This is a genomic window from Lentzea kristufekii (genome assembly GCF_033949925.1).
Taxonomy (GTDB): Bacteria; Actinomycetota; Actinomycetes; order Mycobacteriales; family Pseudonocardiaceae; genus Lentzea; species Lentzea kristufekii.
In genome coordinates, this window is the sequence record NZ_JAXAVV010000002.1 from 98,534 (window position 1) to 114,388 (window position 15,855).

The following is a 15,855-nucleotide window of genomic DNA, read 5'->3' on the forward strand; positions in this document are numbered from 1 at the left end:
CGAGTTCAGTCTGAGCAATCCCGATCTCTTTATCGATCCATATCCCGCTTATGTGCAAATGCGGGAAAACGACCCCATTCACCGTTCGCAGATGTACGGCGGTTCATGGGTTCTGTTTTCCTACGAGGATGCGGCTGCGCTGCTGCGTGACCCGAGACTGACCAACAACCGGGCGAGCCTGCCGGTGCTGGCGTTGCCGGAGGAAGAGCGTGGTCAGTTCGACGACTTCGTCGCCTTCCTCCGCACCTGGACCGCGTTCTACGAAGGCGACCACCACCTGTTGCGCCGCAAGAGAATGGACGAGGTCTTCCGCGTGCTGACGCCGTCCCGGGTCGCGGCCGTCGTCCACGAGGTGGTCAATCGTCTGATCGACGGCTGGGGCCGGCGACACGCGGTCGACGTGGTTCAGGAGTTCGCCCGACCGTTGCCCGCGATGGTGTTCACCCGGCTCATGGGCGCGCCGGAGAGCGACCACGAACAGCTCGACCACTGGGCTGACGACATCGCGTACCTGTTCGGTGCCAGCGACCTGACCGTCGAGGACGTGAGTCGCGGCTGGGAGAGCGCGCAGCTGCTCATGGCTTATCTGCGCGACCTGGCCGCCGACATGGCGGCGCTGCCGCACAACAGCATCCTGGGCGGGCTGATGGCGCAGGACAACCCCGGCTTCAGCTTCACGGAGGCGGAAGCGTGCGCGCAGGTCGTGCTGCTGATGTTCGCGGGCCTCGAACCCTCACGCCACCTGATCGGCAGCGCGCTGCTCGGGCTGCACCGGTTCCCCGAGCAGCGCGCGCTGCTGTCCGAACAGCCGCGCCTGTGGCCGGCGGCGGTGGAGGAGTTCCAGCGGTTCGACCCGCCTGTGCAGTACATCGGCCGGATGGCCGCGGAGTCCTTCACCTATCGCGGTCACCAGATCGAGAAGGGGCAGCTGGTGCTGCCCCACGTCGGGTCGGCCAACCGCGACCCGAAGCAGTTCGCCGACCCGGACGTGCTCGACGTCCGCAGGCGCCCCAAGCACCTCGCGCTGGGGGAGGGGGTGCACCGCTGCATCGGCGCGGGTCTGGTCCGCGTCCAGACCGGAGTGGCGGTGCGGACGCTCCTGGAGCGCTGTCCCGGCCTGCGCGTGAGCGAGCAGATAGAGCCGCTGTGGCATTCGTACGTGGGTTTTCACGGCCTGAGGTCTTTGCCTGCGTGGCTCTGAACTCGCCGACGTTCTCACATCTCTTCAGGAGGAAGTTCCCCATGAGCAAGGAAATCAGTGCTGAATACGACGTTGTCGTCATGGGCGGCGGTCCGGCGGGGGCAACGCTCGGCGCGATCCTCGCCCGCCGCACGGACCTGAGTGTCGCGATCTTCGAGAAGGAGCGCTTCCCGCGCGAGCACATTGGCGAGTCGTTCGCGCACACCATGATCCCGGCGCTGGAGCAGAGCGGCGCGCTGCCGAAGGTGCTCGCCAGCGAGTGCTGGATCAAGAAGTTCGGCGGTGGTGTGTTCAACTGGGGCGAGACGCCGATGGTCGCGTTCTTCGACCAGCCCAACTACCTCAAGGACGGCGTGCACCGCTTCGCGATCCACGTCAACCGCTCCGAGTTCGACGACATCCTCCTCAAGCATGCCGCTGACGTCGGAGTCGACGTCTTCGAGGAGACCCCGGTGAGCTGGTTCTCCTCCGATGAGCACGGCTGCACGGTGACGCTCAAGGACGGCACGGAGGTCCGGGCGAAGTACTTCGTCGACGCATCGGGAAGGCGCAACAGCATCGCCGCCAAGCAGAAGCGGGAATGGCTCTCCGGCTACCGCAACATCGCGATCTGGCAGCACTTCCTCGGCGGCAAGAACGTGCAGAGCCTGCCGGGCGACTGGAACATCTTCGCTTCCGACGACCTGTCGCCCATCGGTTGTTTCGCGTTCCGCGACGGCTGGTGCTGGTACATCCCGGTGCCGAAGGTGATCAACGGGGAGCGCAGGGTGACCCACTCCATCGGTATCGTGACGATCCCGGAGATCCTCAAGCAGGACGGCTACGACTTCACCGACCAGAAGACCTTCCTCGAAACGGTGAAGGAGGTGCCGTACCTGAAAGATCTCATCGCCGACGTCGAGCCCGTCGCGGACAAGATGCTCACCGCCACGAACTACTCGATGATCAACGGGAAGTTCTCCGACTTCGACGAGCGGTGGCTGCTCGCGGGCGACGCCTCCTACTTCGTCGACCCGCTGTTCTCCTCCGGAGCGGGATTCGCCGTGAACATGGCCGCGAACGCCGCGATGGTGCTCGAGCAGACGCTGTCCGGCGACCTCGACGAGCAGTCCCTGCGGGACCTGTGGCGCGACTACGACGACGGCTGGCACGGCATGGCGGAGAACTTCGCGCTGTCGATCGACCAGTGGTATCACGCGCTGGGCAACGCGAGCCCGGACAGCATCTACTGGAGCCACCGCGGCAGCAGCCCCGACCTCGACATCCAGGAACGCACGTTCGACGTGCTGATCAACACCGCCGTCACGGCACATGTCCTGCAGAACATCGTCGACGGTCCGGTGGAGGGCATGGCCCCGGCGCCCGTCGAGGTCAAGTCGCGGCCTGCTCGCACCACCGACCCGTTCGACCCGGACACGGTGCTGAGCCTGCATCCCGAAGTGCGGCTGAGGCAGTCCGTCGCGCTGGATGTGCCGGGTTTCAAGGGTTTCCTGCCCGCGCCTCCGTTCGACGAGGACGTCGACGACGAGACCAGGGCCGCGATGGCCCGCTATTGGGCCGATCCCGTCGCGAACGGCGATGCGCTCGCGTCACCGGTCGCGCGTCCCGTGCCTGCGTACCGGTTCGCCTTCGGCGGCACGGAGATTCGGGGGCTGGCCCGCGAGGGCTCGGCCGAGTTGCTGTCCCTGCTGTCGTCCGGTGTGACCGCGGAACAGTTGAACGACAAGCTCTCCGGTATCCAGCACCACCTGTTCCAGCGCCTCGTGCGCGCCGGCATGGTGATCGCGGCCTGACCACGCTGTCGGGCCACCGGAACTCCGGTGGCCCGACGTCAGCGGGCAGCCCGGAGACGGCCTTTCACCGACCACTCCAGGCCGGGTCTGCCGTTCGACGTGAGAGCAGGAGACGACCAACTGTGAACCTCCGGCGTCTCCGCAGCGGGAACTGCGAACAGCGGGTGTTCAGTGAGTACGTCGACGCCGCCGGCGAGCTGGATCCGGCTTCTGCCGAGGAACGGCAGATGATCGCAGAGGTCGCTCAGATCACCGAGCAGGTGGGACGACATCAGCACGGTCGTGCCGTGCTCGGCGGCCTCGGTCATCGGGCCGCGCAACGCCTCGTCCTGTGCCAGTGGGTCCAGATCGGATGGTGGTTCGTCGAGCAGAAGCACCTTTGGCAAGCGGCCCAACACAAGCGCGAACGCCACCTGTGTTCGCTCGCCACAGACAGCGCTCGGACCTCGGGGTGGCGGTCTGCTCCAGCGAGCAGGTCGATCACAGAAGTTCAAATTGAACCACCTAGGAGTGGCGTGACGAACGTGTTGCTGTTGCACGTGAAGCAGAACGTGCTGCCCGCGCAGTTGCTGGACGCTCCGGAGATCGGGCGGCTCACGGTGATCACCGAGCCTGGTCACCTGCAGCAGTACGGTCCCGAGGTCGACGTGCGCCTGGTGGACAGCGTCAGGGACACCGAGCAGGTGCGTCTTGCCGCGTTGGAGGTGCTCAGAGAGCAGGAGATCGACCGGGTGGTGGCGCCGTTCGAGCTCGGGCTGCCCGTGGCGGGCTACCTCCGGTCCTATTTCGGCTTGCCCGGCATGGGTTACGAGACCGCGAACGCTTTCGCCAACAAGTACGTGATGAAGCAGCGGATGGCCGCGGCGGGCCTGCCGACCGCCGCGTTCCGGATCGCTTACGGCCTCGGCGGTGTGGCGGTGAAGGCGCAGGAGATCGGCTGGCCTGTCGTGGTCAAGCCGGTCATCGGCGGCGGGTCGATCAACGTGGTGGTGCTTTCCGACGCCGAGCACCTGACTCGGTTCGCCCGCTCTCCGGAAGGCGACGCGATGAACACGCTCGACGTTCCCCTGATCGTCGAGGAGTTCATCGAGATGGACGGTGAGTACCACTGCGACGGGATCGTCCAGAACGGTGAGATCCAGTTCGTGTCGCCATCGCTGTACTTCACGCCGGTCCTGGGCAGGGTGGGGAACTTCGGGTCCTACTGCCTCCCCGAGGAGCACCCGGACCGGGCAGAGATCCTGGCGCTGCACAGCCGTGCCGCCCGTGCTCTGGGGATCGAGTCCGGTGTGACCCACATGGAACTCTTCCGGACGCCGCGTGGCCTGGTCGTCGGGGAGATCGCGTGCCGTCCCGGCGGTGGCGGCGTGGTGAGCGGGATCAGGCTGCAGTACGGGGTCGACCTCTGGCGTGCGCTCCTGCTGACCTCGCTCGGGCTCGAACCGGAGATCGAGGTGCGACGACGGCCGGATGTCGTCGGCCACTACTACCTCCCGGTGACGCCGGGGAGCATCACCGCTCTCACCCCGGTGGAGGAGCTCGAAGCCCTGCCTTCGGTGCTGCGGGTCGAGATGACCCGCAAGATCGGCGATGTCATCTCTCCGGTGCCGAACTCGACCTCGTCGGCCGGACTCGTCTACTTCACGATGGAACGTGGGCGTGACGTGTCAGCACGGATTCAGGAAATCCTGGGCCGCTACGTCCTCGAGATAGACGGCGAACCAGCGGAGATCGAGGTGCGCATGCCGACGCTGAGCTGACCGGTCGCCGAGGTGCGCAGACCAGCGCACTCCGCACGATCGGTACATGTGCGTCTGTCACACGTCCAGTTCGGACAATCGGATCGTCTGCTTCCGCATCGGCGATGCACCACAGCTGATGTGACGGGCATCCTGCGTGGTCTTGGCGCGAGCCGGATGCCCGACCGCGGCCCCAGCGTGGACCGCAGCTCAGCAGCCTTGGCCCAGCAGCCGGCGGACCAGGGCCAGCAGGTCTGCCTCCGCGTACGGCTTGGCGAGCAGGACCGCCGCGTCGTCCAGCTTTTCGTCGGTCGTGTAGCCGGACACGTACAGCACAGCCAGACCAGGCCGGATCCGCTGCACCGTGGCCGCGAGCTCCGGTCCGCCCCTCTTCGGCATCACCACATCGGTCACGATGAGGTCGATGTCGTCGTGGGTGTCGACGAGCTTCAGCGCCTGCAGGCCGTTGCGTGCCTCGATCACCGCGTACCCGGACCGTTCCAGCAGGCGACGCGTCATGGCGCGCACCTGGCTGTCGTCCTCCACGAGCAGAATGGTTTCCGAGCCGCGGTCCGGTGACGCCTGGGGCGTGGCGCAGGGGAGCGGTGCGGTGGACATCCGCGCGCGGGGCAGATACACGGAGACCGTCGTGCCCGTGCCGGGCGAACTCGTCAGGTCGATCTGGCCGCCGCTCTGCTGCACGATGCCGAAGACCGTGGCCAGGCCGAGGCCAGTGCCCTTGCCCACGGGTTTCGTGGTGAAGTACGGCTCGAAGATCTGCGCCTGGACCGACTCGTCCATGCCTGTGCCGGTATCGCTCACGATGAGCACGACGTAGTCGCCGGGTCCCACGTCGGCGATGCGGCCCGCGTGGCAGGCGTCGAGAAACACGTTGTCCGTCCCGATGCGGAGCACGCCGCCGCCGGGCATCGCTTCGCGGGCGTTCGCGGCCAGGTTGAACAGGATCTGCTCGAGCTGTCCGGCGTCCGCCCAGACCGGCGACACGTGCGCGGGCAGGTCCAGTATCAGCTCCACGTCCTCCCCGATCAGCGTCGTCAACATGGCTCGCACCTTGGTGATCGTCGTGTTGAGGTCCACCCGCTCGGGGTTCAGGACCTGCTGGCGGGTGAACGCGAGCAGCTGGTGGGTGAGATTCGCCGCGCGCTCACCGGCGTGCCGGATGTCCTCGATCTCCGGACGCCGTGGATCATCGGGCGAACAGCGCCGCAGGAACGCCTCGCTGTTGCCGTTGATGACGGTCAGGATGTTGTTGAAGTCGTGGGCGATGCCACCGGTGAGCCGGCCGATCGCCTCCATCTTCTGCGCGTGCCGCAGCTGCGTCTCCAGGCGTTCGCGTTCCGCGATCTCGTCGACCAGTGCCGCGGTGCGCTCCCGCACTCGGTCCTCCAGTTCGGCGTGGGCCAGCTCCAGCGATCGCCGCGCCTGTTCGGCCTCGTGGAGGGCCTGCCGTTCCCGCTCGAGCATTCTGATGCCGCGCAACGCACTGCTGAGCTGTTGCTGGATCGCCTCGTAGACCCAGCCCGGCATCGAGCCGACCTCGAACAGTGCGAACCCCAGCTGCTCCTCGATCCCGAAGAGCGCGGCGGCCACGAAACTGCCCGGCTCCGGGCGGTCGATCCGGTGCGGCGTGAGCTGAGTGGACCGGAACGACAGCGTCGTGCGTTCCGGCCGGAGTTCGCAGTTCTCGTACGACATCAGCGGGCGCGCCCACTCATCGGTCGACTCGAACGTCATCACGTGGCAGCCGGGGATCCCCAGCCTGGGCAGCTCTGCCACCAGTGCGTCGGTGAGCTCGGCGACGTCCCGCGAGACGATCAGCCGCTGGCCGGCCTCGCGCATGGTCTGGTCCTGCCGTTCGCGGAGGAGGTACTCGAACGTCCTCTCCCGCTCGACCACGTCCGCCACCATCAGCTGCACCCGCAGCCACAGGTCCTCGATCGCGCGCTCGTCGGTGCCGCGCGCGAGGGCAAACCGGCGCAGGTAGAACAACGGCGCCCACCACGACTGTGCCGTGCAGCCGGCGCGTGCGCTGTCGCGGAGGTACTCCGCGAACACCGCGAGAAAGCCCTCTGGCCGGCCGGCATCGAGGAACAGGCCGGTCAGGCGTTCGGCCCAGCCGTCCGGCAGCACGGCCGACTTCGCACCGAGTCCCTGGCGCAGGTTCGCGGCGACCGCCTCGGCGGTGTCGTGCTCCGGTACGGCGAGCCGCTCGTACGCCGGTGCCGAGACTCCGTCGCCGGAGGGAATGCAGCCGCACGATCGGCGGACGACCAGCTCGGTGGAAATGATCTCCAACGGCGGTGCGGGCTCGCCCATGACCAACGCGCGCGCGAGCTCGGCGGCCCGGCGCCCCATCTCGTGAAACGGCGCCCGCACCGTCGTCAGTGCGGGCGTTCCCGCGTCGATGTTGACCCGGCGCTGCACCCGGCCCGAGGCAGGCAGCGCGGGCGCCTGATAGCCGAGATCGTTCGAGCGGATGCACGTGTGGTTGTCGTACCCGACGACCGCCACGTCCTCCGGTGTGCGCAGGCCGGCCTCCTGCACCGCGGTCACCACGCCCAGCGCGAACTCGTCGTTGGCCGCCGCGAAGGCGTCCGGCGCTTCCGCGGCCTCGTCCAGCATCGTGGCGACCGCGTCCGCTGCGGCGGCGGGATCCCAGGACGGGGCGGGCGCGGTGACGAGCCGCGGCTCGACCGGGAGGCCGTGGCGGGTGAGCGCGTCCACGTAGCCCTGGAAGCGGTCCTGCGCGCCGACGTGGGCCAGCGGGCCGCGGACGAAGCCGATCCGCCGATGACCGTGCACCTCGATCAGGTGGCTGACCGCCTGGTCCATGCCACCGCGGTTGTCCATCAGCACCGTCGGCCAGTCCGCCAGGTGCGCCTCGACGCTCACGATGGGGATCGGCGCGTAGCGGTCGGCGAACTCGCGCATCGCGGCCTCGCCGATCTGCGGGCTGATCCGCGTCGTCCAGATGACGAGCGCATCGATCCGGCCGGGAGCGATGAGGTCGTAGACCGCGTTGGCCTGTCGTTTGTGGCGGTCCGGGTGGGCCAGCTCCGTGTCCACGAAGCAGATGAGGTCGCAGTCGTTCGCGGCCGCGCCGTCGCTGACGCCCTGCCACTGCTCACCGGCGAGCTCGATGAGCGGGCCTGCCGTGATCATGCCGATGGTGGGCCGCACTGTCTCGCTGTCTCCCACGGACCGTAGTCAGAGCCAGCGTCAAATTGTACGCGCCGTATGGAATTCATGACACCCGGTCATCATCAGTCCGGCCATTCCCAGCTGATGCCGATCACGCCGGAGTTCATGCCGCTCGTCGTGACGTGCACCGCGTGGTGGGCGTTCAACGGCAGCTCGCTCAGGCGGTGCTGGTCCACGTACAGGTCGGCGCGGAAGTACTCGTGTACCCGTGAAGGCAGCGCGTCGGGGTGAAACCGCACTTCCATCAGACAGGTGCCCTCGAGTCGGCGGAACGCATGTGCGAACTCGGTCCTGGAGGTCGTCGCGTCGTGCAGTTCGTACTCCCACACCCACGTCGCGCCGGCCTGAAGCCGTTGTCCGAAAAGCAGTTCAGCGGCCAACACTCGCCCTTCCGGGTGACGCAGCAGCCGTCCGACCGCACAGTTGCGCACCGGTACGACACGGACACCATCGATGTCACCGCCAGGTGCGCCGAAGTAGCGCAACACCGCTCTGTCGACGTCGTCCCGGCGGGCGCGGGCGAGGTTGCGCACGGTGATGCGTGACGGGCGGCGGTGGGCGTCCACGTTCACCGTGCGCTCGGAGGTGATCACCTCGAGGGTCCAGTCCCGCGCACCGGGGAGCGCGTCGAGCAGCTCGCCCATCGGACCGCGGTACTCGTCCACGCCCTGCTGTGGCCGGAACGGCGTCAGCTGGTGAGCGGCGAGCAGACCCGTCAACGTGTGGCGCGGCAGGCCGAGGATCTCCTCCAGCACAGCGATGGCGCGTAACGAGTTCGGCCGCCGCGGCCACGCCCGGCCGTGCTGCCAGTCGCTGAGACTGGCCAGCCCGATCTGGATCCCGCGCTCGGCCAGCCGCGACCGCAACCGGTCGAGCGGCAGCCCGCGCTCGCGGATCGCCGCGCGCAACACGAGATGAAATGGTCCGATCATGGAACTCCTCGCCGGTACACCCTACGACGGTGCGCGACAAGAGGTCCAGACCATCAACGTGGGTGGCGCATCGTATTCAGAAGCGGTGCGGGCGGTTAGCCCATCCGCAGCGCCGAAGTTTCGGACTTAGATCCGTTGACTTCGGCCGTTGGAACCTTCAGGGAATTCTCCTTCGACCCATCGAACGCGAGGTTCCCCCATGCGACGACTGGTCAAGGGTCTGCTGGCGGCGGTCGCCGTCCTGACCCTGGCGGGAGCGGCCGTCACGTCGGCGACGGCACAGCCCGACCCGCTGACTCCGAACATCATCGGTGGCGTGGACGCCACCGAGAACTACAGCTTCATGGCCTCGATGCAGGGCAACTCCGGCGGTCACTTCTGCGGTGGGGCCCTGATCCGGTCCACCTGGGTGCTGACGGCCAAGCACTGCATGGCCGGCGAGGTCCCGAGCGGTGTGCAGATCAGGATCGGCAGCAACAACCGCAACTCCGGCGGCACGGTGGCCAGGGTCAGGCGCTGGGTGGACCACGGCAACGCGGACACCTCGCTCGTCGAGCTGACGGCGCCGGTCACCCAACAGCCGATCTCCATCGCACCGGTCGTCGCACCAGGTTCGACGGTGCGGCTGCTCGGCTGGGGCGCCACGACGTGCAACCCCGGCGGAGGCTGCGGTGGCGCGCCCACCAACCTCAGGCAGGTCGACGTTCCCGTGCTGTCCGACAGCGCGTGCGGCACCGATCAGTGGACGATCTGCCTGGACAACAAGGACGGCAAGAGCGCCTGCTACGGCGACTCGGGCGGACCGCTTCTCGTGGGCACACCCGGCAACTGGAGGCTCGGCGGTGACACGTCCGGTGGCCCTGGTGTCTGCGGCACCGAGCGCTTCTTCTACGCCGAACTCCAGGGGAGCGTCAACGCGTGGATCAACAGCGTGGCCGGCCCTGACGGCGGCCCTCCTCCTGGCAACAACCTCGCACTGAACCAACCGGCGACAGGTTCGGCTGCCTGCAACGCGAACGAAGGCCCCGCGAAGGCCGTGAACGGCAGTGTTTCCGGTGGCAACAGCGACAAGTGGTGCTCGGTCGCTGGGACGAAGTCGCTGCGGGTGGACCTCGGCTCCGGCCACGCGCTGAAGAAGCTGGTCGTCAAGCACGCGAGCGCGGGCGGTGAGTCCGCGACCTTCAACACCAGGGACTTCGACCTGGCGGTGTCGGCCGACGGGACCACGTGGACGACGGTGGCGACAGTGCGTGGCAACACCATCGGGACCACCGAGCACACGATCAACAACAGCGCACGGCACGTGCGCCTCACCGTGATCACGGGTGCGCAGTCCGGCGGGAACGTCGCCCGCGTTTACGAGTTCGAGGCCTACGCGTAACCGAACCGGCGGGCCGCAGTGCGCGCGGCCCGCCGGTTCAGGCCGAGTCGCGGATGACCAGTTCCGTGGGCAGGATCAGCGACGTCGGCTGCTCCCCGTTCAGCAGCCGCACCAGCATCCTGGTCATCTCCCGGCCCAGCGCCTCGATGGGCTGCCGGACCGTGGTGAGCGCGGGCTGCATGTGCTTGGCCGTCACGATGTCGTTGAAGCCGATCACCGCGACGTCCTCGGGAACGCGCTTGCCGTGGTCGCGCAGCACGCCGAGTGCTCCGGCCGCCATCGCGTCCGATGCCACGAAGACAGCGTCGAGGTCGGGGTGGTCGTCGAGCAGCAGCTTCATGCCCGCGGCCCCGCTGGCCTCGCTGAAGTCGCCGTGCGCCACCCGCGCGTCGCTCAGCCCCGCAAGCACGATCGCCTCGCGGAACCCCAGGTAGCGCGCCGTTCCGGCATGCGTGTCGAGCTCACCGGTGATGGTGCCGATTCTCTTGCGGCCCGACGAGATGAGGTGCTCCACGGCGGCGCGGGCGCCACCGCGGTTGTCCGCGTCGACGTACCACTGCGGGGCCCGGTCGAGCGAGCGGCCGCCGTGCACGGTGGGCAGGCCGCTCTCCTCGGTCATCTTGGACAGCGGGTCGTTCTCCTTGAGCGCCAGCAGCATGACGCCGTCGGCGCTGCGGGATTGCAATATCCGGCTGAGCCGGGCACGGCCCCGTTCCGACGCGGCGAGCACCAGCATCAACTGGAGGTCGGTCTCCTCGATGACCGCGTTGACCCCGGTGATCACCTCGGCGAAGAAGAGATTTGCGAAAAGCGCGGGGTCGTCGCTGGAGATCGCGAGCACGACCGCACCCCGGCGCTGGGTGGCGAGTGAGCGGGCCGCGGTGTTCGGGACGTAGCCGAGCTCCGCGATCGCGGTTTCCACGGCCCTGCGGGCTTTCGCGCTGACGTGGCGGGCGTTGTTGATGGCACGGGACACCGTGCCGGTGGAGACGCCCGCGCGCTGTGCGACCTCTTCGAGGGTGGGCGGTCGCGTGTTCATGGCCGGAGCCTATCAATCCTGTAAGCGCTCACAGGCCACCGCGCCGGATCACGTCCGCGTACCACCGCGCACTGTCCTTGAGCGTGCGGCGCTGGGTGGCGTAGTCGACGTGCACGATGCCGAACCGCTGGGCATAGCCGAAGGACCACTCGAAGTTGTCGAGCAGCGACCAGGCGAAGTAGCCCTTCAGCGGTACCCCGCGCGACACCGCCTCCGCGCACGCGCGCACGTGCCCGTCGAGGTAGGCGACGCGGGCCGTGTCGTGCACCTCGTCATCGAACGCCGCGCCGTTCTCGGTGATGTACAACGGGATCGCGGGGTAGTCGCGTTCCAGCCGCAGCAGCAGGTCGAGCAGGCCGCGTGCGTCGATCTCCCACCCGATGGAAGTGCGCTGCCTGCCGCCGTCGTGCTGCCGCACGTGTTCGGAGCCGACGTACGCGGACGGGCTCGATGTCGTGCCGTGCCCGACCAGCATGGGGGAGTAGTAGTTCACGCCGAGGAAGTCGATCGGTGCGGCGATGGTCTTGAGGTCACCCTCCTGCACGTGGTCGAAACCGGTGACCGGCGCCAGGTCCTCGACCACGTCCTGCGGATAGGCGGCCCGCAGCACAGGGTCGAGGAAGATCCGGTTCTGCATTCCGTCGATCCGGCGCGCCGCGTCGACGTCCTCCTCCGCCGTGGACATCGGGGTGACGTGCGTGAGGTTCAGCGTGATGCCGACCCGTGCCTCGGGCATCGCCGCGATCGCGAGACCGTGCCCCAGCAACAGGTGGTGGGCGGCGCGGATGGCGGAGGCAGGCTCCTGGCGGCCCGGTGCGTGCCTGCCGGTGGCATAGCCGAGGAACGCCGAGCACCACGGTTCGTTCAGCGTCGTCCAGTGGGTCACGCGGTCGGCCAGCGCCTCGTGCACGATCGCCGCGTACTCGGCGAAGCGCAGCGCCGTGTCCCGTTCCGGCCAGCCACCCGCGTCCTCCAGCGGCTGCGGCAGATCCCAGTGGTACAGCGTCGGCCACGGCTGGATGTCCTGCTCCAGCAGGGTGTCGACGAGCCGCCGGTAGAAGTCGAGGCCGCGCTGGTTGACCGCACCTGAGCCGAGCGGCTGCACCCGCGGCCATGCTATGGAGAACCGGTACGCGCCGAGCCCCAGCTCAGCCATGAGCCCGACATCCTCGCGGTACCGGTGGTAGTGGTCGGCGGCCACGTCACCGGTGTCACCGTTGTCCACCTTGCCCGGCGTTGCACAGAAAGTGTCCCAAATGGACGGCAGACGCCCGTCCTCGGCGGCCGCGCCCTCGATCTGGTAGCTCGAGGTGGCCGCTCCCCAGAGGAAGCCGGGTGCGAACGTGGTCATGCCTTGACCGCCCCTTCCATGATGCCGCCGATGATCTGGCGACCGAACGCGATGAACACGAGCAGGAGGGGCACCGTGGCGACGAGTGCTCCGGTGAACATGAGCGTGTAGTCCGTGTAGTAGGTGGTGGAGAGCTGGCTCAGGGAGAACTGCACGGTCGGGTTGTCCGCCTCCAGCACGGCGAGCGGCCACAGGAATTCGTTCCACGTGCCCATGAAGGTGAACAGGCCCAGCACCGCGGCACCGGGGCGCAACGCGGGAAGCACCACGGTCCAGAAGATGCGGAAGGTGCTGCACCCGTCGACTCGCGCGGCCTCGATGAGCTCGTCGGGTACCGCCCGTTCGGCGTACTGGCGCATGAGGAAGACGCCGAACGCGGACACGAGCGACGGGACGATGATCGCTTCCATCCTGTTCTGCCAGCCCAGCTCCACCATGATCATGTACAGCGGGATGATGCCCATCTGCACCGGGATCATCATGGTCGCGAGGATGACGAGCAGCAGACCGTTGCGGCCGCGGAACTTCAGCTTGGCGAAAGCGAACCCGGCGAGTGAGGAGAAGAACACGACCGCGACGGTCACGACGACCGACGAGAGCGCCGAGTTCCACAGGCCCAGCAGGAAGTTCGCGTCCTCGGCGGCGAAGAGCCTGCCGATGTTCTCGCCCAGGTTCGGGCCGGGCACCAGCGGCGGCGGCCAGTCGCCGACCACGTCGTTGGACCGGGTCGCGACGACGAAGAGCCAGTAGAGCGGGAATGCCGAGAGCACGATGCCGGCGATGAGGGTGCAGTAGAGGAGCGGCTGTGATTTGCGCACGGTTACTTCCCCTTTCGCGTGATGAGGAAGTTGATGACGGCGAGGATCGTGATCAACAAGAAGATCATCCACGCGACGGCGGAACCGTACCCGTAGTCGAAGTCGCGGAATGCCTTCTCGAACATGTACATCGACACCGTCTGGAACTGCCGCAGGCTGCCGCCGGAGATCGCGAAGCTGCCCTGGCCGAAGATGAGTGGTTCGGTGAAGAGCTGCATGCCCGCGATCGTGGAGACGATCACTGTGAAGATGATGGCCGGCCTGATCATGGGGACGGTGATGCTCCAGAACTGCCTGGCCTTCGACGCGCCGTCCACGGTGGCCGCCTCGTAGAGGTCGCGTGGGATCGACTGCATCGCCGCGAGGTAGATCAGGGCGTTGTATCCGGTCCACCGCCAGTTGACCATGGCGGCGATCGCGGTCCAGGACGACCACTTGTCCGCGCGCCAGTCGATCGGGTCGATGCTGAAGAGGCCGAGCAGGCCGTTCACCATTCCGGCATCGCGATCGAAGATCTGGCTGAACACGATGCCGACCGCGGCCACCGAGGTGACGATCGGCAGCAGCACGCCCATCCTCAGGAACGTCAGCCCGCGCAGCTTCTGGTTGAGCAGGCTCGCGAGGACGAGCGCGAACAGCAGCTGCGGCACCGTCGCCAGCACGAGCATGCCGATGGTGTTGTAGACCGAGTTCCAGAAGTCCGGGTCGCTGAACAACGTGACGTAGTTGTCCAGCCCGACGAACGCGCCCGCACCGTTGATGTCCCAGTCGTGCAAGGACACCCACGCCGTGTAGCCGAGCGGGAACAGCCCGAAGATTCCGAAGATCACGAAGAACGGGGCGATGAACAGGTACGGCGACCAGGCCGTGTCGAGCCGGGAGAACCGGACGCGCAGCCTGACGCGCGGTTTCCCAGGCGGCTCGCCGCCGGTTGCCTCGGTGCTCGTGGCCGTCCTCGGCCGCAGATCAGTCACCAACGTGTGTCCTCAGTGGATCGGTGGGAAGACGGCCGGGGCGGTTGCCGCATGCACGCCCCGGCCGCCAGGTCGTCACTTGACCAGGCGCTTGGCATCGTCGACGGCCTTCGTCCAGGCCTCGTCGGGTTGGAGCTTGCCCTGCTCCACGGCGGTGAGCGCGTTGGTCACGCGGTCGTTGATCGCGAGGTTGTCCGGGCCGAGGTAGACGGGCTTGAGCGCCTTCACGCTGTCGCCGAAGATCTTGCCGACCGGCGCGTCGTTGAAGTACGCGTTGGTGAAGCCCTGCACGGCCGGGTCGTCGATGGCCTGCGGCGACGATGGGAAGTTGTTCTTCGACTTGAAGGCCGAGGTCTGCCCCTTGGCGCTGGTCAGGAACTTCGCCAGCTCGGCGGCCTCCTTCTGGTGCTTGCTCTGCGTGGGCACCGCGAGGAACGAGCCGCCGCGCACGGCGCCGTTACCGGGCACGCGGGTGACGTCCCACTTGCCCTTGTTCTCCGGTCCGGACTGCTTCTCGATCGTGCCGAGCATCCAGGAAGGGCAGGGGATCGTGGCGAACGTGCCGTTCTTGAACCCGGCGTTCCACTGTGGACTCCACTGCTCGATGTTGGCCGACAGTCCAGCCTTGACCATTTCGATGGTCTGGTCCCAGGCCTTCTTCACGCCGGGGTTGCTGTCGATGACGAGCTTGGTGGAGGTGTCGTAGTACGTGTGGTCACCTTGCTGCATCAGGATGTTCTGGTACAGGCCACCGGATGAGTCGTAGAAGCCGGCACCGGTGTCCGCGGCCTTGAACCTCTTGCCGGTCGCGATGTAGTCGTCCCAGGTGGGCCAGAGCTTGCCGACCTCCTCGCGGTTCGTGGGCAGGCCGGCCTTGGCGAAGAGGTCGGTGCGGTAGCACATGCCCTGCGCGCCGACGTCCGTGCCGAGACCGATGACCTTGCTGCCGTCCGCGGTGGAGGCCTGCTTCCACTTCCACTCGAGGAAGTTGCCCTTGAGCTCGCCCGCGCCGTGGTCGAGCAGGTTCACGAACTGGTCGGGCTTGCCCATGAACTGCGCGAGGATGCCCTCCTCGATGGCGACGACGTCACCCGCGCCCTTCCCGGTCGCGAGCCACTGCTGCAGCTTGGGCAGGTAGTCGCCCAGCTTCCCGATGTTCTCCTCTTTGATGGTGACGCCAGGGTGGCTGGCCTCGTACTCCTTGTACAGCTCCTCATAGCCGAACTGGCTGAAGGTCTTGACGATCAACGTGGTCTCGCCCGTCTCGGAGCCTGCGGACCCGCCGCCGCACGCGGAGACCGCCATCAGTGCGCTGAGCAGTGTTGTGGCGAGCAACGCCCGCCTCGGCCGAGCAACCATCAAGAACCTCCAGTTGGCGGATGGTCAGCAAGCGGTAACACCTGCT

General features: G+C 67.5%; 12 protein-coding genes. 4 read left to right on the top strand and 8 right to left on the bottom strand.

Annotated features, from left to right (window positions below; translation table 11 throughout):
• Nucleotides 1-91: 91 nt before the first annotated feature.
• Together SK571_RS04095 and SK571_RS04100 are read left to right on the top strand one after the other, a co-directional pair.
• Nucleotides 92-1,201 carry a cytochrome P450 gene (locus SK571_RS04095; RefSeq protein ID WP_319982668.1) on the top strand — a complete coding sequence of 370 codons (1,110 nt, stop codon included), beginning with the start codon at nt 92-94 and terminating at the stop codon, nt 1,199-1,201.
• A gap of 41 nt (nt 1,202-1,242) precedes the next feature.
• Nucleotides 1,243-2,994, top strand: a complete 1,752-nt coding sequence (locus SK571_RS04100; RefSeq protein WP_319982669.1) for an NAD(P)/FAD-dependent oxidoreductase — start codon at nt 1,243-1,245, stop codon at nt 2,992-2,994.
• Between the two features lie 38 nt (nt 2,995-3,032).
• On the opposite strand, the gene SK571_RS04105 is transcribed toward SK571_RS04100, so the two are convergent.
• Nucleotides 3,033-3,380: an ATP-binding cassette domain-containing protein gene (locus SK571_RS04105; protein ID WP_319982670.1), complete on the bottom strand. Its 348-nt coding sequence runs from the start codon at nt 3,378-3,380 to the stop codon at nt 3,033-3,035.
• A 129-nt stretch (nt 3,381-3,509) separates the two neighbouring features.
• On the opposite strand from SK571_RS04105, the gene SK571_RS04110 reads away from it, so the two are divergent.
• Nucleotides 3,510-4,754 carry an ATP-grasp domain-containing protein gene (locus tag SK571_RS04110; RefSeq protein ID WP_319982671.1) on the top strand — a complete coding sequence of 415 codons (1,245 nt, stop codon included), beginning with the start codon at nt 3,510-3,512 and terminating at the stop codon, nt 4,752-4,754.
• 189 nt (nt 4,755-4,943) lie between these two features.
• Here SK571_RS04110 and SK571_RS04115 read toward each other — a convergent pair whose 3' ends face one another.
• Complete coding sequence (locus tag SK571_RS04115; RefSeq protein ID WP_319982672.1) at nt 4,944-7,952, bottom strand: substrate-binding domain-containing protein; 3,009 nt, start codon at nt 7,950-7,952, stop codon at nt 4,944-4,946.
• A 65-nt stretch (nt 7,953-8,017) separates the two neighbouring features.
• Complete coding sequence (locus SK571_RS04120) at nt 8,018-8,887, bottom strand: hypothetical protein (protein ID WP_319982673.1); 870 nt, start codon at nt 8,885-8,887, stop codon at nt 8,018-8,020.
• A 199-nt stretch (nt 8,888-9,086) separates the two neighbouring features.
• Between SK571_RS04120 and SK571_RS04125 the strand changes: the two genes are divergently transcribed.
• Nucleotides 9,087-10,268: a trypsin-like serine protease gene (locus tag SK571_RS04125; protein ID WP_319982674.1), complete on the top strand. Its 1,182-nt coding sequence runs from the start codon at nt 9,087-9,089 to the stop codon at nt 10,266-10,268.
• 37 nt (nt 10,269-10,305) lie between these two features.
• Here the strand turns inward: SK571_RS04125 and SK571_RS04130 are convergent, their stop codons facing one another.
• The 5 genes from SK571_RS04130 to SK571_RS04150 all read right to left on the bottom strand — a co-directional run bounded on the left by SK571_RS04130 (nt 10,306) and on the right by SK571_RS04150 (nt 15,809).
• The gene (locus SK571_RS04130; protein ID WP_319982675.1) at nt 10,306-11,307 is read right to left on the bottom strand and encodes a LacI family DNA-binding transcriptional regulator; all 1,002 of its coding nucleotides are present in this window, start codon (nt 11,305-11,307) and stop codon (nt 10,306-10,308) included.
• Between the two features lie 28 nt (nt 11,308-11,335).
• Complete coding sequence (locus tag SK571_RS04135) at nt 11,336-12,658, bottom strand: GH1 family beta-glucosidase (protein WP_319982676.1); 1,323 nt, start codon at nt 12,656-12,658, stop codon at nt 11,336-11,338.
• On the bottom strand, nt 12,655-13,476 hold the full coding sequence (locus SK571_RS04140) for a carbohydrate ABC transporter permease (RefSeq protein WP_319982677.1): 822 nt from the start codon (nt 13,474-13,476) through the stop codon (nt 12,655-12,657). The genes SK571_RS04135 and SK571_RS04140 overlap by 4 nt, the downstream gene beginning before the upstream one ends.
• Before the next feature lie 2 nt (nt 13,477-13,478).
• Nucleotides 13,479-14,441 (bottom strand): carbohydrate ABC transporter permease, encoded by a 963-nt coding sequence (locus SK571_RS04145; RefSeq protein ID WP_406601948.1) that lies wholly within the window; start codon nt 14,439-14,441, stop codon nt 13,479-13,481.
• A gap of 84 nt (nt 14,442-14,525) precedes the next feature.
• Nucleotides 14,526-15,809 (bottom strand): ABC transporter substrate-binding protein, encoded by a 1,284-nt coding sequence (locus SK571_RS04150; RefSeq protein ID WP_319982679.1) that lies wholly within the window; start codon nt 15,807-15,809, stop codon nt 14,526-14,528.
• Nucleotides 15,810-15,855 lie beyond the last annotated feature (46 nt).